We start from the raw sequence: 23,117 nt of genomic DNA, 5'->3' as shown, positions 1-23,117 counted from the left end.
CGGTGGCGGAGACTGGCTCCGCCACCGCTTGCTGTGCGGCTTGGCGTCGAGACCGCTCGCGGCTCGCGTCAACCTCAGAAGCCGATCAGCGCTTCCGTCACGTGCCCGACATTCGGCGGTGCGGCGAAGCATTCGCTCACCAGTGCGCGCCATTGCGGGAAAGCGTCCGAATTACGGAAATGGACGGTGTGGTCTTCGAGCGTTTCCCAAGTAACGACGAGGCTGTAATGGGTCGGCTGCTCGATGGACTTGAGCAGACGCATGCCGTGGCAGCCCTTCGAATTCTTGAACAGCGGCGCGGCCTTGGCGACACCTTGCTCGAACTCGGCTTCTTTGCCGGGCTTCACTTCGATCTGGGCGATTTCAAAGATCATGGATTTTCCTCAGAGGTTTGTGCGTGATTTTGCTTGTGTCGATCTTGTCGTTGTCGTCGCACGATGACGCCGCCGGTTGGGCGGGATCGCAGGATCGCCGGCAGCGGGGGGTGTAGACAGCCCGGCACCGCGAGAACGTTCGATTCTATACCGCGCGTTCGTGACATGCATCGCGTTCGGCACTGCCCTAGTCTTTCAGCATTTTTCTGGTTCCGCGCTTCACGCGCCCTTCAACGTCCTTCCGAATGCTTATGCACGGACTTCGCTCACGCGAGGATGACGCAGCACCACGAACGTGCAACACGGCACGGCCGACATCGCCTCATCAGATAAAACGTCGATACAAATCAATGGGCTAATCATTTCTGGCATTGCTCTTGCATATCCTCATTTCTCCTCACGTTTGCACCAAAAGAGCACATTCATGCCCAATTCCAATACACCCGGCGACGTGCTGTTCCTTCTGCTCGGCGCGATCCTGGTGCTTGCCATGCACGCCGGCTTTGCGTTTCTCGAGCTCGGCACGGTTCGCAAGAAGAATCAGGTCAACGCCCTCGTCAAAATTCTGACGGACTTCGCGGTCTCGGGGCTGGCGTACTTCTTCATCGGCTATCCGCTCGCGTACGGCGTCGACTTCTGGTCAAGCGCAACGGTGCTCTCCGAGCACAACGGTTACGCACTGATCCGTTTCTTCTTCCTGCTGACGTTTGCCGCGGCGATTCCGGCCATCGTCTCCGGCGGGATCGCGGAGCGCGCCAAGTTTCACCCGCAGTCGGTGGCGACGTTCTTCCTCGTCGGCGTGATCTATCCGTTCTTCGAAGGCATCGCGTGGAACGGACACCTCGGCATTCAGGACTGGCTCACGCGCACGCTCGGCGCGCCGTTCCACGATTTCGCGGGATCCGTGGTCGTGCACGCCGTGGGCGGATGGATCGGGCTGGCGGCGGTGCTGCATCTCGGCGCGCGCCGGGGACGTTACAACGGCCAAGGGCAAGTCGCTGCGCATCCGCCTTCGTCGATTCCGTTCCTCGCGCTTGGCGCGTGGATTCTGATCGTCGGCTGGTTCGGTTTTAACGTGATGAGCGCCCAGCGCGTGGGCGGCATTTCGGGGCTAGTGGCCGTGAACTCGCTCATGGCGATGGTCGGCGGCACGCTGGTAGCGATGTGGGTCGGCAAGGACGACCCCGGCTTCATCCACAACGGCCCGCTCGCGGGGCTCGTTGCCGTATGTGCGGGTTCGGACGTGATGCATCCGCTGGGCGCGCTGATCGTGGGCGCAGTGGCTGGCGGTCTGTTCGTGTGGCTCTTCACCGTGACGCAGAACCGCCTGCGTATCGACGACGTACTCGGCGTGTGGCCGCTGCACGGCGTTTGCGGCATCTGGGGCGGCCTGGCCGCCGGCATCTTCGGGCAGACGGCGCTCGGCGGACTGGGCGGCGTGAGCTTCGTCGCGCAGATCGTCGGCACCGTGATGGGCGTTGCGATTGCATTTGCCGGCGGCTACATCGTGTACGGCGTCATCAAACGCTTCGCCGGACTGCGACTCGACGACGAACAGGAGTATTACGGCGCCGACCTGTCGATCCACAAGATCACCGCAACGCCGGAGCGCGAAACGAACTGGTGATTTGAAAGCGAACAATTGAAGTTGTCCGGAAACATTTGAAGCTGCCCCCCCACTAAGACAGTGATACTGCTCGGCGGCCATGTATTGACCCAGCAAAACCTGCACAGGTTAAGCGGCTAATGCGAATGCTTCATTAAGCATTCGCGATGGCCGGCCGACTTCGCGTTGCCGGTGTAGCATTACGCGATTCGTCATTCCAACAGTCTGGCCCGGCGCCAAGATGTCATGTCATCACGCTGCCAGCGCTGAATCCATCGAACGTCTCATGTCATCACATTCCGATTTGACCGGTGAACTGCCGCCTGGACAGCGGCTGCTGGATACCGCTCGACGGCTCTTTTGCCGCGAAGGTATTCACGCAACGGGCGTCGCGCGCATTCTGAGCGAAGCCGGCGTAGCACGCCGCACGCTGTATGAAAACTTCGGCTCGAAGGACAACCTGCTCAAGGCGGCGTTCGAACACGAAGCGCAGATGTGGTTTCAATGGCTCGACGATCTCCCCCGCCGGGCGACCGACCCCGAGCAGCAGTTGCTGGTGCTGTTCGATATCTTGCAGGAGTGGTTTTCCAGCGACCGCTTCTTCGGATGTTTATTCACCAATGCCGTTGCGGAACACGAAAAAGAGTCGAGCTGGGTAAGAGACCTGGCGCTCGCGCATTTCAGCGAAGTGCAAAGACGCATCGTCATTCTCTCGCGCGCCGCCGCACTGGCTGAGCCGGAAGCGTTTGCCCGGCAATTCTGTCTGCTCGTCGACGGCGCGATCGCCATCGCCATGGTCACGCGCAAATCGGAAAGCGCGGGGACGGCAAAGACCATCGCCCAATGCCTGCTCGATCACGCCGAACGCCCGTGATCCCCCCCTCGGTCGCCTCGCCGCAAGCGCATACGGCGGCTATCGCAAGGTTTTTCATAAGCTAAGGCCAAATCATTGTTTTGCGCCCCAACGGGTTTCCCGGATGATTGCACCTCACTGAGAACGATCGGTCTACTTCATCCGGAGAAGCTTTTTCATGCGCGACATTTTCCAGCGGCTGATGGCTGCCGCCCATTTCGACACCCCTGACACCTCAAGCAGCGCGAAGGTCTCGCGCCGCGAGTTTCTTTGCGGTTGCGGTTGCAGCGCGCTCGCCCTGAGCGCGACCGGCAGTGCCCTGCTCTCGGCCGCCAGCCGCGCCGAAGCGGCCACCGGTGGACCGCTGGTTCGCGTCGGTCATCTGCCTGCGGGATGCGTTTCGCATTTGCTGCTGGCAAAACTGCGCGGCGACTTTGCCGCTGCCGGCCTGCGCGTCGAGTTGACGCAATTCAATGGCCCGAGCGAGTCATTGCAGGCGCTGGTGGCCGATCGACTCGAAGTGATGCACGCCCCCTGGACGATGACGGCCGCCGCCTATGCCAAGGGCACGAAGGAGCTGCGCATCATCGGCGGCTCGGGCAAGGGCGGCATCGAACTGGTCGCGCGCAAGGGCTCGGTGACCACCGTCGACGAGTTCATCGCCGCGGCAGGCAAGGGGCTGCGTGTGGGTACGCTGCGTCTCGATACGCTGGAGCTGGTCGGCTACGGCACGATGGCCAGTCATGGCAAGTCGTACAAAGACTACGACATGACCTTCTTCCCGAGCATGGTCGGCATGGGCGAAGCGATTGCGAACGGCAAGCTCGACGTATGCACACTCGCGCAGCCTTATGCCGAGAACGTGGTGCGCAGCAACGGCGCGCGCTACCTGTCCGATTCGAACGCCGTCTGGGGGCCGGAGGCGGCCGACTGCGTGATTACGACGAAACAACGCACCAGCGATCGGCAAGGCGATGCACTACGCCGCTATCTGAAGGTGCTGCAAGCCTCGGCCACGAACCTGACGCAGCATTACGCCGCCGCCGTGGATCAATTGCAGCCGGTCTATGGCGTATCGCGCGAAGTGCTCGAAGTCGCACTGGCACGTCAGGTGCCCAATCCGGTGATCTCGCCGGTGGGTGTGGCAGGCCTCACGCGTGGCGCCGAATATCTTAAGCAGTTGGGCTACTTCACCGGCAACCCCATCCCCCAACTGCTCGACCTGCGCCATCAACCGGCAGCCCTGGCATGAGTGCAAAGCCCCTCGCGCCCGTAGCTCGTGTAGCGCCGCAAGCGTCCGACACCAAGCAGGCGCAGCACAGCGCCGTCGATGCTCGCCGCTGGCTTGCCCGGCTGCGTCACCTCCAGCCCCTGCTCTGGTTCGCGCTGGCGTGGGTGCTGCTTGGCGGTGTCTGGGAACTCGCGGTGGCGCAGGGGTGGCTGGACGGACGCATTCTGCCGCCGCCCAGCGTCACCTTGCCTTATGCCTTTTCAGGCGAGGCGAGTGTCGGCTTCGGCCAGCAACGCACGGGCCTGCTCGCGTCCACGCTGCTCACGCTCTCACGCGTCACAACCGGCCTGACGCTTGGCGTGGCCGCCGCGCTGCTGCTTAGCGTGCTGATCGCCGAGCAACGCTGGCTGCGACGTCTGGTGCTGCCACTGGTGCAATCGCTCGCCCCGATCGCCCCCGTGGCGTGGGTGCCGTTCACGATTGCCGTCATCGGCATTGGCGGCCCCGCTGCGGTATTCATCGTTTTCCTGGCGGTCACAACCAGTATGACGCTGTCCCTCGTGGCCGCGCTCGACGGTATGGACCCGCAGTATCTGAAGCTCGCGCGAAATCTGCGCGCGTCGCCGTTGCAGCGCTGGCTGCGAGTGCGCCTTCCCGCGATTGCGCCGAGTGCATTGACCAGCCTGCGAATGGCCTTCTTCGGCGCGTGGATGGCGGTGCTTGCCGGTGAAATGGCCGGCATCAATTCCGGTCTTGGCTATCTGATCATCATGGCCCAGCAGATGTACAACATGCCGTTGGTGATGGTCGGCGTGATCACCATCGGTGCCGTCGGCTTTACCGTAGACCGTGTGCTGTTGCTGGGTCAGCGTCTCGTGGCGTGGCAATCATGAGCGGCGCGGTTCTGGAATTCAAAGACGCCGGCATGCACTTCGCGTCCGGCACGCGCGTCGACATCGGCAATCTGCAAATCCCCGCCAGCCGCTTTACCGTACTGCTGGGACGCAGCGGCTGCGGCAAAACCACCCTGCTGAATCTGGCCGCCGGCCTGCAAACGCCTACGCACGGATCGCTTTTTTACGACGGCCAGCCCCTGACTGCCGAGGCGCCGCACAGCGCCCTCATCTTCCAGCACAACAATCTTTTCCCATGGATGAGCGCCGCCGAGAACATCGCGTTCGCGCTGCGCAACCAGGGACTCGCGCGTAGCGCCGCCAGAACCCGTGCATTACAACTTCTGGACGAGGTCGGGCTGGTCGAGTTCGCCGATCAGCGTCCGGCGGTGCTGTCGGGTGGAATGCGCCAACGTATCGCGCTGGCCCGCGCGCTCGCCATGCAGCCCCGTCTGTTGTTGCTCGACGAACCGTTTGGCGCCCTGGACGCGCAGACTCGGCGCCTGATGCAGCAGCAACTGCAACGCGCGTGGCTGACCAGCGGCGCCACCGTCCTGATGGTGACGCACGACCTGCAGGAAGCGCTCCTGCTGGCCGATCGCATTGTGCTGATGGCGAGCAGCCCGCACGGCCATGTCGCTCAGGTGCTGGAGGTCGGCATGCCCCGGCCGCGTCAGGTCGGCAGCGACGATTTCATCCGGCTGCAACAGCGGCTGGACGATTTCCTGACAGCAGAAACACGTCTGGCCGAGCATCTGCAAGCCGATTGAGAGGGGCGTCACCCTTCGGCCGGACACCAGATGCCAGACGCACTCCCCCCCTTTTTGAAACGAGCCCGCAATATGAGCGATACCCCTATTCAACTCAGCATCAACGGACTTCCCCGCAACGGTGGCCGCGCGGTACAGGAACGCATCCGGGCCGATGGCGATGGCGACATCGCGCGTCCTCGCTACGCAACCTCGGTGCATTGGGTGAGCGGCTATCGGACCCGCACACAAGTGAAATCCGGCGCGGTATTGCAGGGTGACGAACCCAGCACCTACGGCGGCGCAGACCTCGGCGCCACGCCCCAGGAATTGCTGCTGGCCGCCATCGGCAATTGCCTGGCGGCCACCTACGTCGGCGGACTGACAGCGGCCGGCATTGAAGTGCGCAGCCTGAAAATCGATGTGTCGGGTCGCGTCGACTTCCGCGCGGCTTTCGGTGTGGTGCCGGGTGCGCCGGGCTTCGAGCGCATTCAGGTTCAGGTGGCGCTGGACGCCAACGCTCCGCAAGCCCAGCTCGATGCGCTTCTCGCACGTCTGCTGCCCACAGCACCGATCCCGGACACGATCTCGCGTCCGGTACCGCTGGATGTGCGGATCGAACACGTTGAAAGCGCCGAACACGTCGAAGACGTCGAAGACGTCGAACACGTTGACCCCGTCGCCCAGAGCCGGAACGCATGAACCATACCGTACATCCTGTCGTCGTTGTCGGGGGCGGCCCCGCGGGTCTTTCCGCCGCCTATGAGTTGGTGAAGGCGGGGATACAACCGCTGGTCCTGGAGCGCACGGAATCGGTGGGCGATGTGTGGCGCAATCACTATGACGGACTGCGCCTGAACACCGGACGCTGGTTCTCCGGCCTGCCTGGCGTCACATTTCCATGGTCTGCGGGGCGTTGGCCCACTGCCCACGTGCTGGCCGATCTGCTTGCCGGGATGCCGGCGCGCGGCGGATTTACGGTGCGTAACGGCGTCGAAGTGAGCAAGATCGAACCGGCAGCGCAACACGGTGTCTGGCGAATCGCCCTGACCGACGGGAGCGTGATACTGGCGGCGTCGGTCGTGATCGCGACAGGATGCTCGCGCGTCCCATCCATTCCGGACTGGCCGGGACGCGAGCGCTTTACCGGCCGTGTCCTGCATGCCGCGCAGTTTCGCCATGCACGAGACTACGCCGGACAACACGTGCTGGTGGTAGGCAGCGGTAATTCGTCATGCGAAATTGCCAGCCGTCTGGTACCGCACGCCGCGTCGGTCACTTTATCGGTACGCCGCACGCCGCATCTGCTGCCGAAGCGTTTGTCCGGCCTGCCGTTTGCCGCATTGGGGGTATTTTTGCGACGGCTCGCTCCGTCCACACGGGACCGCTTTCTGTCCTGGCTATCGCATCGGTGGACAGGCGACCTGCTCCCCTACGGCCTGCCCAGACCGACACATGGCGTATCAGAACTCGGCACGGTGACGCCCACCTTGTACATGCCGTTCGTCGACGATCTGAAGGCGGGGAGTATTCGCGTGGTGGGGCCGATCGAAGGCTTTACCGCACGTCATGTGACCGTGCGCTCGGGCATCGCCGAAGACGCCGGACGTACCGAACTTCCCGTGCATACCATCGTGGCCGGCACGGGATACCAAACCGGACTGGCGCAACTCATCGCGCTGCCCGATCTGTTCGACGACGATGGCAAGCCGCGTACCGACGCACATGGCGTCACCAGCCCGGTGCCAGGGCTGTTTCTCATCGGTTTCGTCAACCCGCTGAGTGGTCAATTGCGCGAGATCGGACGTCAAGCCCCGCGCTTGGCCAAGGCAGTCGTGAGATACCTCGCGCATGCCCCAAGCGCAGTGGCTCCCGGCCAACCCGCTGTCTCCGGTCAATAATGTTTCGTGACGGCATCGGACATGCCGCCACGTGCGCGAAGCGTCCTCGACTTCACATGTCTCAAACCCGCGTCGATCGGATATCGATATGCGTCACGCCGGATCGCGTGCGCGTCACACCGAGCGGGTCGTCGTCCGGTCGTCCGGTATCTTGCGTCTCGCTCGTGCAAGACGACGCCGACACCGCCCGCTCCAGCAACGCTGCGCTCCAATGCTGATACAACAGCAACAGGCGATACGACGCCCTGGCGGGCGTCGCGGCGCCCATCTGCCACGCCTCGTCACGCCAGCGATGCCCCCACGGGCTTTCCGCCGGATTCAGGCTCAAATAGGTCGAGCCGTCGACACACGACGCGTGGCACTGCACCTCGAACTGCTCGCACGTCTGCGCGATCTCGCTCGCGGTCAAGGAACGGGACGATGAGAGCAAGTGCTCACGTAACGTTCTCTGCGAGGCGATCTTCGCCAGCAACTGCGTGTCGCAAAGCGAAGCGAGTTGTGTGACGTGGGCGACTCGACCGAGCACCGTCGCACGGTCATCCTCGGGCACCGTCGCCAGTCGTTCGCATAGCGCTTCCCATCGACGCGTGAGACCGCGCGCGTCGAGCGTGAACCCCTCGTTGCGCGCCCATGTGCCCAGCAGGCTCGTGACCGCGCGGCACGAATCGAGCATCAGCCCCGCCACACGCAAGATGCCCCGGTAGCCGTCCCGCGTGGTCGACGCCCCGGAGAACCACGACGGCGCCCAGAGCCCGAGCCGCGCTGGCGGCACCGCCGAGTTCGCAAAGGTGAAGAGCGTGGCGACATCACGCGCGAGCGTGAGCTTGCCGAGCGTGCCGCGCCATGCCGACGGCTTCGAAGGCAATGGCAACGCGACACACGCTTCGAGCAACCGGCATCCCGCATCCATGCGCTTGAGCACTTCGTCGACCGCGTGGTGACGGATGAGCGTCGGCGAGCCCAGCGACTGCGTGACCACGCCCTTCGCACCTTCGAGCGCCAGCAACGTCCAATCCGCCCACGGCACGCCGAATGGGGTATTGGCGGCCTCCACGCCGCGGCCGTGATGCGCCGCCGCGTCATCGTCGGCGTTCTGCGCCTGATAGAAACAGGCGGCAATGATCGCAAGCAGGGACAGATTGCCGGCCAGCGACATGGCGTCGCGTGCGGCGCGAAAGCGCCAACCCCGGTCCCCCGTTGCAGCAATCGTCTCCAGCCACGACGCCACATCGCCGCATACCTGTTCGACGGCGATGTCGACCGCGCGCCGGTCGCGACCGCCGTGAGTGAGCGCCAACGTCGACTCGACCTGCTGCTGGTTCTGCGCCAGCCGTGCGTCGCGCTCATGCGCCAGATTGAACTCCTTGCGATAGAAGTGCTGGCACGGCCCGGTCGTCACCCATAAGCCGGCCCACGCCCCCGCAAACGCCCGCGCCAGATCGGGATCGACGCGACGCGGCACCTCAACCCCGTTGAGCCGCGCGTTGCGCACCGCGTTCGCCGCTTGTGTCAGCCGCGTCACGAGATCGGGGCGTTCGACACGTCTGCCCGCCAACGCCCCGCGCATGCCCGGCAATTCCGCCAGGCCTTGCGGTTCCTGCCCATCGGTCGCCCCGCCCATTCGCTGCGATGCACTCGCTCCCTGTCCCCAGCCGCTGGTGCCTGCACACTGTTGGTACCACATCGCATTCTCCCTGCAAGATCGTCGCCGGGCGCGCCGGCAAACCGTCGACTATAGGCAGACGGTGGCGATTTCGCGGCACCTCGTCGGGCGGACACGCGCGCAAGCCCCGGCATCCCAGCGCGTGCGCGCACGACCCCCCCCTTGCGCCACGCACCCCAGCGAGCCCCAACTTACGCAGCTTGTGCAGTGACGGACACTGCGCGAACGCGTCCCCTCTCGCCAAGTGCCAATGCGGCGCGGTAGACTTTCGCCACACCTGACGTCTGCGGTCGTCTCAGGCGCTCCGGCGAGCGCCCACTTCGCTGAATCGATATGTCTACCCATACACCCTCTCAAGCACCTGCCGACAATTCGGGCAATGCCGCCAATTCCCCAGCGCCTGCGGCAGCGCCGGGACTCCCCCTCGTCGCCCTCGCGCCCGATGACATTCCGCTAGGGCAAGCGCTGCCCTGGGCCATCGTCGATCGCAATGGCGAGCCGCTGCTGGCCGCCGGCGACATCGTCCCCACCCAAGCCGGGCGTGACTGGCTGTTCACGTCGTTTGCCCCGCATCGCGTTGCGAATCTGGGGGAAGACAAGGTCGCCGCCACCGACGCAGAAGCACCGACGCAAGCGCCCGCTGACCCCGCCGCCGCAAGCGCGACGTCGCCGCAGTACGGACTCACCGACCTGAATCTGCGCCCCGGCGACTGGCTGCAAATTCAGTTGCCGCCCGGCACCGGATCGCAGCGAGTGCGCACTCGCGTCATCGGGCACGCCCCCAATCAAATGCTGTTCGTCACGGCCCCGACCGGACGCGCCGCCCCCCCTACCCTGCAAGCGAGCGAACGGCTCGAACTGTGGACGTTCTCGGGCGAGGACATCTATCACTTCGTGTGCACGGTGGAGCGCGTCGAGCGGGTGCCGTTCGATTACGTCGTGCTGTCGGCACCGGCGCAAATTCGCCGCAAGGTGCTGCGCCGCTCGCAACGTGTGCCCGCCAGGCTGGTCGTCTCCGTCACCGCAGGCGACGCGCGTCATCTGGCGTTGCTGCAAGATGTCAGCGCCGAAGGGGTCTCGCTCTTGGCGGACGCGCCGCTCGGCGCCCCCGGCGACAATGTGCAACTGACGTTTCGCGTGCACGTGGGCGACATCGACATGCCCATCGAAGCCCTCGGCACGATTCGCGGTGTGCAGCAGGGCGACGACGGGCATTTGCATGGCATCGAGCTGCCGGTGCTCGAACCGTCGCATTACGTCGCGCTCAAGTGCTACGTCTACGAGCGCCTGCTCGCGCTCGGGGGGGCCTGATGGCAAAACCGAAGGCACCGGAGGCCGAGCGCCCTCGCACCCTCGCCAGTCAGACGCTCTTCCGGGGCCTCGATATCGTGGAGGCGGTCGCCGCAGGCATCGACACCATCCCTGCGCTCTCGACGCATACCGGCATCACGCCCTCGACCACGCACCGCATTGCGTCGGCACTCGTGCATGCGGGGTATCTGCGCTTCGAGCCGCGCCGCGGTTACCGGCTCGGTAACAAGCTCATCGAACTGGGCTTTCTCGCGTATCGCCAGATCGACTTGCCGCGCGTCGCACGTCCGGCGCTCGAAATGCTCGCGAGCGAAACGCAAGACACGGTGCATCTGGCCGTCGCCGACGGCTGGGAAGTGATGTACCTCGACAAACTGCCGGGGCAACGCGCCGTGGAAATCAGCTCGCGTATCGGCGGGCGCAAACCGATTTGCGTGACGGGCGTCGGCAAGGCGCTGCTGCTCGATCAGGACGAAGCGCAATGGCAGGCGCAGCTTGCGCACTATCAGGAACAAGCGCCATCGCATCCGGTCGACACGGCGACGTGGCTCGCGCGCATGCACGACTACGCGCGGCTCGGATATGCGTTCGATCTGGAAGACGACACGCCGCAGATTCGCTGCGTGGCCGCGCCCGTGTATGACGCCAGCCAGCGGATCGTCGCGGCCATCAGCGTCTCGAGCACGACCAAGTACATGAGCCGCGAGCGCATGCATGAGCTCGTTCCGAGCGTGAAGCATGCCGCCGCTCAGATCAGTCGCCAGCTCGGCTGGTCCGGTAATGGACGGTGATAAAAAAGCCGGCCCGTCTGACGAGGGGCCGGCATCGGCGCGCAACTACCGCGACGTGGGTCAAACGTTGGGTGATGCCAGGGTGAAACCTCGGGGATGCAACGCTGCGTCCGGTGGCTTGAACTGAGCCGCGCCTGATTAGGCGGCACGGTACCCGATTCAGCAGCGTGACATCCGACTAGGCAGCGCGGCGCTTGAGCAGATCGAGCGCGACGTCGACGATCATGTCCTCCTGACCGCCCACCATGCGACGCTGCCCCAGCTCGACCAGAATATCGACGGTCTTGAGGTCATAGCGCGCCGCAGCCGCTTCCGCGTGACGCAGGAAACTCGAATACACGCCCGCATAACCGAGTGCCAGCGTCTCGCGATCCACGCGCACGGCGCGATCCTGCAACGGGCGCACGATGTCGTCGGCCGCATCCATCAGCGTGTAAAGATCGCAGCCGTGGTTCCAGCCCAGGCGCGACGCCGCTGCGATGAACACTTCCAGCGGCGCATTCCCCGCCCCCGCCCCCATGCCCGCGAGGCTGGCGTCGATGCGATCGCAGCCCTCCTCCACCGCGACGATGGAGTTCGCCACGCCGAGGCTCAGGTTGTGGTGCGCATGCATGCCGGTGAGTGTCTCGGGCTTGAGCACATCCTTGAACGCGCGGAAGCGCTCGCGCACGTCGGTCATGCCCAGCGCACCGCCCGAATCCACCACATAGATGCACGTCGCGCCGTACGACTCCATCCGCTTGGCCTGCTCGGCCAGATGCTGCGGCGTGGTCATGTGGCTCATCATCAGAAAGCCAACGGTGTCCATGCCCAGTTCGCGTGCGTAGGCGATGTGCTGACGGGAAACGTCGGCCTCGGTGCAATGCGTCGCAATGCGCACCACGCGCGCACCGGCGTCGTAGGCTTCGCGCAGGTCATGCACGGTGCCCACGCCCGGCAGCAAGAGCGTTGCGACCTTGGCGTGCGTGACCGTTTCAGCCACGGCCGCGATCCACTCGAGATCGGTATGCGCGCCGAAACCGTAGTTGAAGCTCGACCCGGCAAGACCGTCGCCGTGAGCGACTTCGATGGAATCGACGCGTGCGGCATCGAGCGCGGCGGCAATCGCCTTCACATTGGCAATGCTGTACTGGTGACGAATCGCGTGGCTGCCGTCGCGCAGCGTCACGTCGGAGATATAGAGCTTTTTCTGCGTCATGATGATGTGTGTCTCCTGATGGCGCGTGCGGCGCTCAAGCGGCGAGCGCCAGGCGGGTGGCGGCGATTCGGTCGGCACAGGCCAGCGCGGCGCTGGTCATGATGTCGAGATTGCCCGCGTAGGCCGGCAGGTAGTGTGCGGCGCCCTCCACTTCGAGGAAAACCGATGTCTTCAGCCCGGTGAGCTTGCCCAGGCCCGGCACGTTCAGCGCACGCGACGCGTCGAACAATTCAAACTGCACCTTCTGCTTGAGACGGTAGCCCGGCACGTAAGCGTGCACCTTGTCGACCATCGCCTGAATGCTCGCTTCGATGGCGGCCTGATCGCCCGGCTCGGAGAGCACGAAAACGGTGTCGCGCATGATGAGCGGCGGCTCGGCCGGATTGAGCACGATGATCGCCTTGCCGCGCGACGCCCCCCCCAGCACTTCGATGGCCTTCGACGTCGTTTCCGTGAACTCGTCGATATTGGCGCGCGTGCCCGGTCCCGCCGACTTGCTCGAAATCGAAGCGACGATTTCCGCGTAATGCACCTTCGCGACTTGCGAGATGGCGGCGACCATCGGAATCGTCGCCTGGCCGCCGCAGGTCACCATATTGATGTTGCGGGCGTCGAGATGCGCGTCGAGATTGATCGACGGAATGACGTACGGGCCGATGGCCGCAGGCGTCAGGTCGATCACCTGCACGCCGCGCGCCTGAAGCAGTTCATTGTGATGCGCATGCGCCTTGGCCGACGTCGCGTCGAACGCGATGCGAATGTCTTCGAATCCGGGCATGGCCAGCAAGCCATCGATCCCACCGGACGTCACCGGCACCCCCAGACGCTCGGCGCGCGCCAGCCCGTCGGAGGCCGGGTCGATACCGACCATGGCCCCCATCTCCAGATGCTCGCTGTTACGCATCACCTTGATCATCAGGTCGGTGCCGATGTTGCCCGAGCCAATGATCGCCACTTTCTGTTTGCGTCGTTCCGTCACTGTCGTCTCCTGAACGTATCCGTCCACTGGTATGAGGCGCATCGTAATTCCGCGAGAATCTTAATGTCAATATGTAAACATAAATCCCATATATTGAGATTAACGAATCGATGGCTTATCCACACTTTTTGTTCACAAGCCCGTTGATAACTTGCGGAAAAGCATCGCAAGCCACTGATCCGACAGGGAAGATTTGCCGCGCGTGAAAGTTGTGCCCCGTGCTGCAAAACGAGGCGTGGCGCGGGTGTCCGCAGCGCTTCGTTATCCACAGAATTTGTTTGCAAGCCAGTGGACAACTCGCGGATAGCTATCTCAAGTGCTTGATCGGAAGGGGAAAAAATGTCGCGCGTATTTACTGCGCCTTGATGTGAATGTGCGTGGGCGGGCGTTTTCCCAAAGTCACAGGGGCGTGGCGGTGTCCGCGCGTCCGCACGTTATCCACAGAAAATGTTCACAACCCGGTGAATAACACGTCGATATCCGCCGTATCTCGTTGACGTGAAAGGACTTCTTTGTCGCGCAGCAGGTTCGATCAACGCGTGCTGGCGCGGCGGCCAGCGGATGGATAGTGGGTACGCAGTGGACGGGGAAAAGCGAAGCATCGAGAACTTTTGCGGATACTCGAGTGTCTAGACGACTCTCGAATGTCCGTCACACGGCGCATCTGTATCCCGGCATTTATGCCGGCGCGCTCACGGTGTCCCATTCGCTCGCACGATGTCGACGTCACGATCGGCACGTTTTCAGCAACACGACTCACTCAACCATGACTACGAACCCCCAATTCACCGGGCGGCTCGCGCCATCGATTTCACTCGCATCGCTTGCCACGTTTTCCCGGACTTCGCGGAAGTCGCGCCCCAATCGCTTCCATCGCTTCCATTTCTCCCCACGCTCGCTGGTCGCGCTGGGTGCAGCGCTGACCTTCCTGTTACCCCTCGCCGCCCAAGCCGACGACTCACCCGGCATCATCTCCACCTGGACGGGCGCTATTGCGGACGAGTTTCGCGAGATCGCCACCGAAGGCGCGAGCGACCTGTACGTGCCGCTGCATACGCATCACCTGCGTTTTGCCTACACCAGCGACAAGATCTCCCAGTTCAATGAGAACCCGTGGGGACTAGGCTATGGCCGCGTGCTGTCCGACGGCAAGAACGGCTCGCGCATGTTGTACGCGATGGCGTTCAAGGATTCGCACAACGACTGGTCGCCGATGGCCGGCTACGGGCGCATCTGGAATGTCGCGAATGCGGGTCCGGTGCGCTTCGGCCTCGGCTACACCGTCTTCCTGATGTCGCGCTCCGATACGCTCGGCGGCGTGCCCTTCCCCGCAGCGCTACCGCTCGCCGAAATCGGCCTGGGACGCGCATCGGTTGCCACCGCCTACGTTCCCGGCGGCAAGGGCAATGGCAACGTGCTGTTCATCTTCGGCCGGTACACATTCGGCAAGCCGGGCTGATTTCACGAGCGCGTTGGCGCTGCGTCGAACTCGGGCATGGTGCGCGCGCACCATGCGCCGAAGCCCGCGATATAGCAGTAAGCCACGCCCGGCACGAGGAACGACAGCGCGATACCCGCGACATCCGCCAATGCTCCCTGCATATAGGGCAGCACCGCACCGCCCACGATGGCCATGCAGATCAGGCCGCCGCCTTCGCTCACGCGCGCCCCCAAGCCGCCCACCGAAAGCGAGAAGATCGTCGGGAACATGATCGCGTTGCCCAGACCGCACGCGAGCAACAACCACATCGCAAAAGACGCCGGCAGCGCCAGCGACGCAAGAATCAGCATCAGGTTGTAGAGCGCACACAGACTCAGCAGCCGTCCCGGCGACACCCTGCGCAACCACCACGCGCCGACGAACCGTCCCACCATCGCCCCACCCCAATACAGCGCCAGATAGCGACTCGCATGCGCGTGATCGACGATGCCCGTATCCGCGTGCGTCAGGTAGCCGATCAGGAAACTTCCGATACTCACTTCAGCGCCGACATAAAGAAATAGCGCCGCAATGCCGTAACGCAAGGGACGGTGCGCGAGCAGGCCGCGCACGTTGCCGAGCACACCCGGCGGCGACGCGTCGCTCGCGCGCTGCTCCGGCAGCGTCAATCGCCATAGCACGATCCCGCCAAGCACCAGCACCGTCGCCAGCAGCCCGTAAGGCCCACGCACGCTGTCGACCGCGTGGCCAGTGGCGGAGGTGGCTTGCGGCGCGAGAATCCAGAGCGCCGCGAGCGGCGGTCCGACGGTCGTGCCAAGCGAGTTGAACGCCTGCACCAGCGTGAGACGGCTGGGCGCTTCACCGCGCGAGCCCAGCGTCTCCACATAGGCGTTCACCGCCACCTGGAGCAGCGTGATGCCGCTCGCCAGCACGAACAGCGCGACGAGAAAGCACGGATACGAGACGAGCGCCGCCGCAGGGAAGAACAAGGCACAACCGAAACCGGCCAGCCAGAGCGAACTGGCCAGCGCGCGACGGTAGCCGACGCGGGCGGTGTATTGCCCTGCCGGGTACGACACCACGAAATACGCGGCGAAGAAGCTCGACTGGATGAGTGCCGCGTCCCGGTACGTCAGATCGAAGGCGGCCTTGAAGTGCGGCACCAGAATGTCGTTCAGCGACGTAATGAGCCCCATTGCGAAGAAGAGTGTGGCGAGCATCGCGAGTACGCGATTCGCGGATGGCATGGGCGGCGTCGGAGTATGGCGGGAGCGGGGGGAGGAAGACGAGGAGGAGGAAGGGGAGGAAGCAGTAGAACTGGGGCCACTCGTGCGGTCGAAGGGCATGCATGTCTCCAGTGGACAACGGCAAAGGCGCGTTGAAAACGCAATGAAGGGGGCAGGTCCGAGCAGTGTAGACCGCACTATCGACGCCGCGATACGAGCGGAATCTGAAATTTGCGTGACGCGACAAGGTTTCGTCACGCGTCCTCATCCGTCGAAAAGGGCCCGTAATCCCTTGTTTTTCGCTGTTTTCGGCGCTTGCCAGCCGACATCTTTTGATCGACTATCCGCAGCATGGGATATGCCGCAACATTTGGGGAAACATCATGCGGGGTTTCAAGTTTTTGAGAATCGCGACGGGCTGGCTCGTTGCGGGCACGCTCGGCGTTGCCGGACACGCACACGCGCAGTCCGGCAGTGCGTCGGCCGCATCGCGCGCGCCGGTCGCCGCGTGCAATTGCGCGCAGATCGTGGCCGACTGTTCGGCGTCGGTGTCGGTGCTGCCGACACGTGCACTGAACGGCGTTTTTTCCGCCGACGTCACGATGCAGACCGACGCTCCCTCGTGCGCGAAGATCGATTACCAGCTCGACGACACGCCTTACGTCACGATTCTGCGCGACGGCACGCAAGGCAGTCAGCGCCTGTACGGCACGCGTCCGCTCACGCGCAATAGCCTGTCGCACATGTCGTGTCACGTGTGTGCAGCGGCCGCGGCGCCCGTGCCTAACGACGGCCTGACGTCCGATATGGCGCGCGTCGACGGCGCGTCCGGCACGTTCAGCGCCGCCCCGGCCGCTCCCGCATCTCCGGTTGCACCTGCTGCACCGGCACCGGCCGTGAGCACCTACGCACCGCCCGCGACTGCGGCCCAAGACGCGAGCATCGCCACGACGGTTGCGTCCCAGACACCGCAACCGGTGGACACGCCGCCGCCGGGCAGCATCGGCGACACCGCGGGACTGAATGCGGTGAACGCGCCCCATGCAGCCAACGCGAGCCCCCCGGAAGTCGCGCGTGACGTAGCCGCCATCGACGCCCCCGCGCCTGCCGGCACCACGATCGTCACACCGCCGATCCCCCCGGGCGCAACGATTCAGACGAGCGCACCGGCGCCCTCGCCCGTGGTGAATCCGTCGGGACGCTGGCGCGGTCTGTGCACGAATGCACCACCGTGGTGGGGATTTTTCGGCTCGCCGATGACGCGCCTGATGTCGCTCGCGCTGAATGGCGCCCAAGTGAGCGGCAGCGTCGACGACGTCGAGCCGAATGTTCACACCACAGTGCAAGGCACGCTCGCGGGCGACCGTTTGCAACTCGCGGGCAGTTACGGCGCGAAGCACAACATCACATTTGGCGCCGACGGCACGACGCTGTCCGACGCGTGGTGCAATGCCGACGGCCGCTGCGAAACCTGCGAAATGCAGCGTTTCTAGGCGTTTCGAGACGATTGCGATGGTGCATGCCGCACGCACCACGCGCAAAAATCGCATAAAAAAGTTGATCGGGAAATGGGTCGAAAGACGCGAGGAGATCGCGGCGCCGATTCGTCGCATCGACAACAAATCATCGGCTTGCGAAAGTTTCGACGCAAAATGCAGGGCTTTTCGCCGCTCAGCCTTATGCGGCAAGCGCGCAACATAATGCGCGCACTGCTCGCATAAAGCGATTTCTTAGGTAGAATCGTCGGCGCATCAATACGTATCATTCGGGTGGCCGTTCTCCGACGGCACTTTCTTATTCTCATCGATTGGATCGATATGGCAACGGCAAAGAAAGCAGCAGCAAAGAAGGCCCCTGTGGCGAAGAAAGCTCCGGCTGCTAAGAAGGCTCCGGTAGCGAAAAAGGCAGCAGCACCGAAGGCAGCCCCGAAGGCGGCTCCTAAGGCAGCCGCCAAGATTTCGCCGATCAAGGAAGCACTCAACAAGACCCAGCTCGCAGCACACATTGCCGAAACTTCGGCTGTCGCCGTCAAGGACGTCAAGGCAGTGCTGGCCGCTCTCGAAACGACGATCATCAGCGCACTGCACAAGAAGGGCGCAGGCGAATTCACGCTGCATGGTCTGTTCAAAGTCACGTCGCAACAAATCGCCGCCAAGGCGAAGCGTTTCGGCAAGGATCCGTTCTCGGGCGAAGAGCGTTGGTTCCCGGCAAAGCCGGCTTCGGTGCGCGTGAAGGTTCGCCCGCTGAAGAAGGTCAAGGACGCCGCTCAGTAAATCTTGCTATCGCGTCGCTGCGGCCTGCCCGGCAGCGCGAATTGCCAGAACCTGACAGCAGTCTCTGAAGACGGTGCCGATTTTCGGCACCGTTTTTTTTCGTCCGCTCGATCGGCTCGCCCCCGGGGACGGTTGATTTCGTCATCCTCAGCAACGCGCGGGACGTCGCATCGTCCCCACGCGATTCAGGGTTTTCGCTGGGGTTTTTGCGGAGTGGACGCCTCTTGTGCCGCCCGCTACCATCGCTCGAGACGCAACGCGTCGCCCGGCAGCGCACGGCGCATTTGCCCTTGGCAACGTCTTCGCGAACTCAGGAGATCCCGCATGACCCGCAAGTTTTCGCGTCACCCGGCTCAGGTTCCGTCGTCGCCAGCCCATCCGGCCGAGCATCGGACAGCCGGGAATTGCTCCGGCCCTCACACCCGCCGCCACTTCCTCGCCACGCTCGGGGTCGCGGCCATGCCGGCCGGTTTTGTCGGCTCGCTCGGTGGCACGCTTGGCGGTCTGCTGACCGGCACCGTGTCGTTGTTCGCCACACCCGCTCACGCGCAGACCGTCGCCGACATCAAGAAGAAGGGCACGCTCAACGTCGGCATGCTCATCGACTTCCCCCCGTATGGCACGACCAATGCGCAAGCACAGCCCGATGGATATGACGCCGATGTCGCAAAACTGCTGGCCAAGGATCTTGGGGTGAAAGTCAACATCGTGCCGGTGACGGGGCCTAACCGCATTCCGTATCTGCTCTCCGGGAAAGTGGATGTGCTCGTCGCGTCGCTCGCGATCACGCCCGAGCGCGCCAAGCAGGTGCAGTTCTCGAAGCCGTATGCCGCCGCGACGATCCTGCTGCTCGGCAAGACGGGAGCACCCATCAAATCCGCCGCCGATCTGAAGGGTCTGCGGGTGAGCGTGGCGCGTGCGAGCACGCAGGACACCGCCGTCACGAAGACAGCCCCCGAAGGCACCGAGATTCGCCGCTTCGACGACGATGCCGCCGCCATGCAGGCACTCCTCTCGGGTCAGGTCGATGCCATCGGCTGCTCGGTGACGGTCGCCAACGTCATTCGTCAGCGTGCGCCGGGCCAGTTCGAGCCGAAGTTCAACCTGCTGCAACAAGCGATGGGTATCGCGCTGCGTCCGAATCAGCCGGAACTCCTCGCGAGCGTGAACGATTTCGTCACGCGCAACACCGCCAACGGCGAGTTGAACAAGCTCTATCGCAAGTGGCTGCAGACGGATCTGCCGGTGTTGCAGTAACTCTGCGCCCGGTTCCGTTGCGTCACGCCCAACACCAACACTGCTAAGTCCCGTCCGCAAGTCTGCCAGCACCGGGAGCCATTCCGGCGACGGGCGCTTGGCGCATCCTGCGTCGCGTCTCAGGCGCCATGCATCAAGAAAGGGACAAGTTATAGGTGTAGAAAACCTCGTCCCGCTTCCATCCCAACGACTCGTAGAGCGCCTGCGCTTTGAGGTTGTCCTTTGCGGTCGTCAGATCCATCCGCACCTTTCCTTCTGCGCGTGCGTGCACGGCCGCCGCCTTCAGCAGTTGTGCCCCCACGCCGAGGCGTCGATGCGGCGGTGAGACGAACAGGTCGTACAAAACATAGATCGGCGCGGCCGCGACCGAGCAGAACGACGGGTAAAGCTGACAGAAACCCGTCAACGTCGTGCCGTCTTCCGAGGCAACGAAGATCACCGAGTCGCCAGCGCTGGTGCGCTCGGCGATATATCGGCTGGCGAGCGCAATATCCGACGGCTGTTCGTAGAACACGCGATAGTCGTTGAAGAGACGGCCGAGTTCGTCGAGATCCGGCGTCTGGTACTTTCTGATTTCCATGGTGTCGGCGGCGGCGGGTGCATCGGGGTGACAGAAGACGCTTGAGGCGTGAAGATCCTAAAACGCAGAGCGCCAAAGGCCGCGCATTATTGCGCAGATTTCCCGGCTCGCGCCACCCCGATCCCGAGACTATCGAAATAGTCATTTCGATATAGTTTCCGAGCAACATCGATACCCCCCATCGTCGCCCCCACCTCGCCCAATCCCCCGTCACAAAACGATTTCCCTACTTCATCCAGGATTCTCTCGAAAATAATTTTGCTTTCGATGTAATTTAGATATATCGTAACCCTGTCTTAACTACATCGATAAGGAGTCGCATCATGCGTGGATCACGTGGCGATTTCATGGGCAGAGGCCCGTTGGACATGGACAAAATGGATTTCGGCGACGAACGGCGCGGTGGGCGCCATGGGCGGCGCGGCGGCGGCGAGGGACCGGGCGAAGGCCGCGGCGAACGAGGTGAGTTCGGTGGCCGGGGCCCGCGCGGCGGCGGCCGTCTTTTCAGTCATGGCGGCTTGCGGCTCGTGCTGCTGCATCTGATCTCGCAGCAACCGCGTCACGGTTACGAACTCATCAAAGCCATCGAAGAAAGCGCAAACGGGACGTACAGCCCCAGCGCAGGCGTGGTCTACCCGACGCTCACGCTACTCGAAGACATGGGTTACATCCGTGTGCAGGAAAACGCGGGCGACAGCCAGCGCAAGTCGTATGAGATCACCGACACCGGCCGCGAGTATCTGGCCGAGAACGAAGACTCGGTCACGGAACTGCTGGCACGGCTCGCGACGCGTCGCGAGCGCTCGGAAGACATGCCGCCGCAGGTCATGCGCGCGCTGCACAACTTCAAATATGCCGTGCATTTGCGTCTGGGCGGCGAGCCGCTCACGACCGAACAGGCCAACGCGTTCGCCGCCATTCTCGACGCGGCCGCACAACAACTGGAGCGACTCTGATGCAAGACAACGCTGCACCGAACGTCACCCTGGACCGCACGCCGCAACGCGTGCGTCACGAACTTCGATTCCGCCTGCTCGAAGTGCGCAGCGTCGAAGCCCTCACGCCGCACATGCTGCGCGTAACGCTTGGCGGCAACGACCTCGAAGGCTTCACCAGCCCCGGCTTCGACGATCACGTCAAACTGTTCTTCCCGAACCCCGACACAGGCGAGCTGGCCGTGCCGCAAGTCGGCCCCGAAGGGCTCTCCAAGCCGGCCCCCGGCGACGCGCCGCGTCTCATGCGCGATTACACGCCGCGTCAGTACGACGCCGCGTCGAAAACGCTGGTGATCGACTTCGCGATGCATGAGTCCGGCCCCGCCACACAATGGGCCCGCTCGGCCAAACCGGGCGACCGGCTCGGTGTCGGCGGCCCGCGCGGCTCGTTCGTCATTCCCATGAACTTCGACGCCTACGTCCTCATCGGCGACGATACGGCGCTTCCTGCGATCTCGCGACGTCTGGCCGAGTTGCCCGCGGGTGCACTCGTGTTCGTCTTCGCGGAAATCGACGCGCCATCAGACCGCCTGCGCTTCGCAAGCGAGGCCGATGTCGTGGTCGAATGGGTCTACCGCGAAGGCACGCCTGCCGGACAAAGCACCGCACTGATCGACGCCCTTCAGGTCGCCAGCCTGCCCTCGGGCGATGTGCACGCGTGGATCGCGGCCGAAGCGGGCGTGGCGAAGGCCGTGCGCCGTCACCTCGTCGAGACGCGAGGCCTTAATCCCAAATGGGTCAAGGCCGCAGCCTACTGGCGACGCGGCGACGCGGCCGTCCACGAAAATCTGGACGACTGAGTTCGGGGCAGCGCGTGTACGCTTTCTATCCCCCATTGAAGAGAGAACGCTCAATACGTATGGATACGCCTCTGCTGCCCGAAACAAACCTGTTTGCCGGTCTGCCGTCGCATCCCTATCCGGCAGCCGCCGAACAGTTCGACACGCTGGTGGCTCGTCCGGGCATGCGCGTCGAGCGCATTGTCTCGACAGGGCAGGCATCGCCGGCAGGCTTCTGGTACGACCAGCCGCAGCACGAGTGGGTGGTGCTGCTTACCGGGAGTGCCGGGCTCGTCTTCGCGGACGCGCCCGGCCAGACGCTCGTGCTCAGACCGGGCGATGCCGTCACGATCGCGGCAGGCCGACAGCATCGCGTGGAATGGACCGCACAGGGCGAAACCACCGTCTGGCTTGCGATTCACTACGATTGAGCGGGGTCGAATGCCGTCGTTTCAAACGGCCGTCGGTCGGTGTTCCGTCGGCCTTCAGTCGTCCCTTTGGAGAAATTCCCTGCCGTCTTTCGGAATTGCCTGATAGAAATGCCAGGAACAAATTCCGACTATGAAAACGCGCCCGGGGATGTCGAATTCCGGCACCCGGAGGGCGGTTCACCCATAGGGGGTACGACGACATGGAGCAACGCAAACGACACGACGGTTTCGAACGTTGGGCGGCGGGCGCGACGGCGCGTCAGGCAGGACGAGACGACGCGCGCTGGCGTGTTTTTCGCGCGCCGGAGCAAGCCGACTTTCACGGGTTCGTCGTCTGGTGTTACACGCAGGGTGTGTTTCTTGGTCAGGAGTTCGACCGGCGCACCGACACCGTCACGCACTGCTACGTGCGCAACGGTGCTTGGGCCGTGCAGTTCGATTCCTACGGAGAGGCTTGCGAGCGCGCCTTCGACATTCACGCGCCGACATTGATTCTGTATGCACCGGAGCGCAACGGCAGCGTCTTCATCACCAGTACCGAGCAGTAGAAGGCGAACTCAAGCGGTGAAATTAAGCGGCGACATCA

Annotated in this window: 24 protein-coding genes; 17 read left to right on the top strand and 7 right to left on the bottom strand. The window is 63.7% G+C overall.

Annotated elements, in window-relative coordinates:
- Positions 1–74: 74 nt before the first annotated feature.
- On the bottom strand, positions 75–374 hold the full coding sequence (locus ACIPHM_RS09995) for an antibiotic biosynthesis monooxygenase family protein (RefSeq protein WP_400327380.1): 300 nt from the start codon (positions 372–374) through the stop codon (positions 75–77).
- 424 nt (positions 375–798) lie between these two features.
- Between ACIPHM_RS09995 and ACIPHM_RS09990 the strand changes: the two genes are divergently transcribed.
- From ACIPHM_RS09990 to ACIPHM_RS09960, 7 genes are all read left to right on the top strand, one after another.
- Entirely contained in the window at positions 799–2,001 is a 1,203-nt protein-coding gene (locus ACIPHM_RS09990; protein ID WP_400327378.1) for an ammonium transporter, read from the top strand.
- Positions 2,002–2,266: 265 nt separating this feature from the next.
- Positions 2,267–2,854, top strand: coding sequence for a TetR/AcrR family transcriptional regulator (locus ACIPHM_RS09985; RefSeq protein WP_400327376.1), 588 nt, complete (start codon positions 2,267–2,269; stop codon positions 2,852–2,854).
- Between the two features lie 157 nt (positions 2,855–3,011).
- Positions 3,012–4,085 (top strand): ABC transporter substrate-binding protein, encoded by a 1,074-nt coding sequence (locus ACIPHM_RS09980; protein WP_400327374.1) that lies wholly within the window; start codon positions 3,012–3,014, stop codon positions 4,083–4,085.
- On the top strand, positions 4,082–4,957 hold the full coding sequence (locus ACIPHM_RS09975) for an ABC transporter permease (RefSeq protein ID WP_400327372.1): 876 nt from the start codon (positions 4,082–4,084) through the stop codon (positions 4,955–4,957). The genes ACIPHM_RS09980 and ACIPHM_RS09975 overlap by 4 nt, the downstream gene beginning before the upstream one ends.
- Entirely contained in the window at positions 4,954–5,727 is a 774-nt protein-coding gene (locus ACIPHM_RS09970; RefSeq protein WP_400327370.1) for an ABC transporter ATP-binding protein, read from the top strand. Before ACIPHM_RS09975 ends, ACIPHM_RS09970 begins: the two co-directional genes overlap by 4 nt.
- A gap of 72 nt (positions 5,728–5,799) precedes the next feature.
- Complete coding sequence (locus tag ACIPHM_RS09965; protein WP_400327368.1) at positions 5,800–6,408, top strand: OsmC family protein; 609 nt, start codon at positions 5,800–5,802, stop codon at positions 6,406–6,408.
- Positions 6,405–7,607, top strand: a complete 1,203-nt coding sequence (locus ACIPHM_RS09960) for a flavin-containing monooxygenase (protein WP_400327366.1) — start codon at positions 6,405–6,407, stop codon at positions 7,605–7,607. The genes ACIPHM_RS09965 and ACIPHM_RS09960 overlap by 4 nt, the downstream gene beginning before the upstream one ends.
- A gap of 61 nt (positions 7,608–7,668) precedes the next feature.
- Here the strand turns inward: ACIPHM_RS09960 and ACIPHM_RS09955 are convergent, their stop codons facing one another.
- Positions 7,669–9,291 carry a hypothetical protein gene (locus tag ACIPHM_RS09955; RefSeq protein WP_400327364.1) on the bottom strand — a complete coding sequence of 541 codons (1,623 nt, stop codon included), beginning with the start codon at positions 9,289–9,291 and terminating at the stop codon, positions 7,669–7,671.
- A 312-nt stretch (positions 9,292–9,603) separates the two neighbouring features.
- Here ACIPHM_RS09955 and ACIPHM_RS09950 point away from each other — a divergent pair, with 312 nt between their 5' ends.
- Together ACIPHM_RS09950 and ACIPHM_RS09945 are read left to right on the top strand one after the other, a co-directional pair.
- On the top strand, positions 9,604–10,581 hold the full coding sequence (locus ACIPHM_RS09950; protein ID WP_400327362.1) for a flagellar brake protein: 978 nt from the start codon (positions 9,604–9,606) through the stop codon (positions 10,579–10,581).
- Positions 10,581–11,372, top strand: a complete 792-nt coding sequence (locus tag ACIPHM_RS09945) for an IclR family transcriptional regulator (protein ID WP_400327361.1) — start codon at positions 10,581–10,583, stop codon at positions 11,370–11,372. Before ACIPHM_RS09950 ends, ACIPHM_RS09945 begins: the two co-directional genes overlap by 1 nt.
- A gap of 178 nt (positions 11,373–11,550) precedes the next feature.
- Here ACIPHM_RS09945 and dmpG read toward each other — a convergent pair whose 3' ends face one another.
- Positions 11,551–12,570 (bottom strand): 4-hydroxy-2-oxovalerate aldolase, encoded by a 1,020-nt coding sequence (gene dmpG, locus ACIPHM_RS09940; protein ID WP_400327359.1) that lies wholly within the window; start codon positions 12,568–12,570, stop codon positions 11,551–11,553.
- A gap of 34 nt (positions 12,571–12,604) precedes the next feature.
- Complete coding sequence (locus tag ACIPHM_RS09935; RefSeq protein WP_400327358.1) at positions 12,605–13,591, bottom strand: acetaldehyde dehydrogenase (acetylating); 987 nt, start codon at positions 13,589–13,591, stop codon at positions 12,605–12,607.
- 724 nt (positions 13,592–14,315) lie between these two features.
- Between ACIPHM_RS09935 and pagP the strand changes: the two genes are divergently transcribed.
- Positions 14,316–15,008 (top strand): lipid IV(A) palmitoyltransferase PagP, encoded by a 693-nt coding sequence (pagP, locus tag ACIPHM_RS09930; RefSeq protein WP_400327356.1) that lies wholly within the window; start codon positions 14,316–14,318, stop codon positions 15,006–15,008.
- A 2-nt stretch (positions 15,009–15,010) separates the two neighbouring features.
- Here pagP and ACIPHM_RS09925 read toward each other — a convergent pair whose 3' ends face one another.
- A complete protein-coding gene (locus ACIPHM_RS09925) occupies positions 15,011–16,237 on the bottom strand; it encodes a sugar MFS transporter (RefSeq protein WP_400327354.1) in 1,227 nt (408 codons plus the stop codon).
- 362 nt (positions 16,238–16,599) lie between these two features.
- On the opposite strand from ACIPHM_RS09925, the gene ACIPHM_RS09920 reads away from it, so the two are divergent.
- The 3 genes from ACIPHM_RS09920 to ACIPHM_RS09910 all read left to right on the top strand — a co-directional run bounded on the left by ACIPHM_RS09920 (position 16,600) and on the right by ACIPHM_RS09910 (position 19,746).
- Positions 16,600–17,709 carry a hypothetical protein gene (locus ACIPHM_RS09920; RefSeq protein ID WP_400327352.1) on the top strand — a complete coding sequence of 370 codons (1,110 nt, stop codon included), beginning with the start codon at positions 16,600–16,602 and terminating at the stop codon, positions 17,707–17,709.
- 324 nt (positions 17,710–18,033) lie between these two features.
- Complete coding sequence (locus tag ACIPHM_RS09915; RefSeq protein ID WP_400327351.1) at positions 18,034–18,489, top strand: HU family DNA-binding protein; 456 nt, start codon at positions 18,034–18,036, stop codon at positions 18,487–18,489.
- A gap of 459 nt (positions 18,490–18,948) precedes the next feature.
- Positions 18,949–19,746 (top strand): transporter substrate-binding domain-containing protein, encoded by a 798-nt coding sequence (locus tag ACIPHM_RS09910; protein ID WP_400327503.1) that lies wholly within the window; start codon positions 18,949–18,951, stop codon positions 19,744–19,746.
- 133 nt (positions 19,747–19,879) lie between these two features.
- Here the strand turns inward: ACIPHM_RS09910 and ACIPHM_RS09905 are convergent, their stop codons facing one another.
- Complete coding sequence (locus tag ACIPHM_RS09905) at positions 19,880–20,326, bottom strand: GNAT family N-acetyltransferase (RefSeq protein ID WP_400327349.1); 447 nt, start codon at positions 20,324–20,326, stop codon at positions 19,880–19,882.
- A gap of 332 nt (positions 20,327–20,658) precedes the next feature.
- Entirely contained in the window at positions 20,659–20,865 is a 207-nt protein-coding gene (locus ACIPHM_RS09900) for a hypothetical protein (RefSeq protein WP_400327347.1), read from the bottom strand.
- Here ACIPHM_RS09900 and ACIPHM_RS09895 point away from each other — a divergent pair.
- From ACIPHM_RS09895 to ACIPHM_RS09880, 4 genes are all read left to right on the top strand, one after another.
- A complete protein-coding gene (locus tag ACIPHM_RS09895) occupies positions 20,854–21,282 on the top strand; it encodes a PadR family transcriptional regulator (RefSeq protein WP_400327346.1) in 429 nt (142 codons plus the stop codon). The genes ACIPHM_RS09900 and ACIPHM_RS09895 overlap by 12 nt on opposite strands.
- Positions 21,282–22,121: a siderophore-interacting protein gene (locus tag ACIPHM_RS09890; RefSeq protein ID WP_400327344.1), complete on the top strand. Its 840-nt coding sequence runs from the start codon at positions 21,282–21,284 to the stop codon at positions 22,119–22,121. Before ACIPHM_RS09895 ends, ACIPHM_RS09890 begins: the two co-directional genes overlap by 1 nt.
- A gap of 59 nt (positions 22,122–22,180) precedes the next feature.
- Positions 22,181–22,531: a cupin domain-containing protein gene (locus tag ACIPHM_RS09885; RefSeq protein WP_400327342.1), complete on the top strand. Its 351-nt coding sequence runs from the start codon at positions 22,181–22,183 to the stop codon at positions 22,529–22,531.
- 200 nt (positions 22,532–22,731) lie between these two features.
- Positions 22,732–23,079, top strand: coding sequence for a hypothetical protein (locus ACIPHM_RS09880; RefSeq protein ID WP_400327340.1), 348 nt, complete (start codon positions 22,732–22,734; stop codon positions 23,077–23,079).
- Positions 23,080–23,117 lie beyond the last annotated feature (38 nt).

The sequence above is a fragment of the Pandoraea sp. NPDC087047 genome, from assembly GCF_044745225.1.
In the GTDB taxonomy this organism is placed as follows: Bacteria; Pseudomonadota; Gammaproteobacteria; order Burkholderiales; family Burkholderiaceae; genus Pandoraea.
Note: the sequence above shows the minus strand (reverse complement) of the source record. Positions and strands in the feature narration are given on the sequence as shown.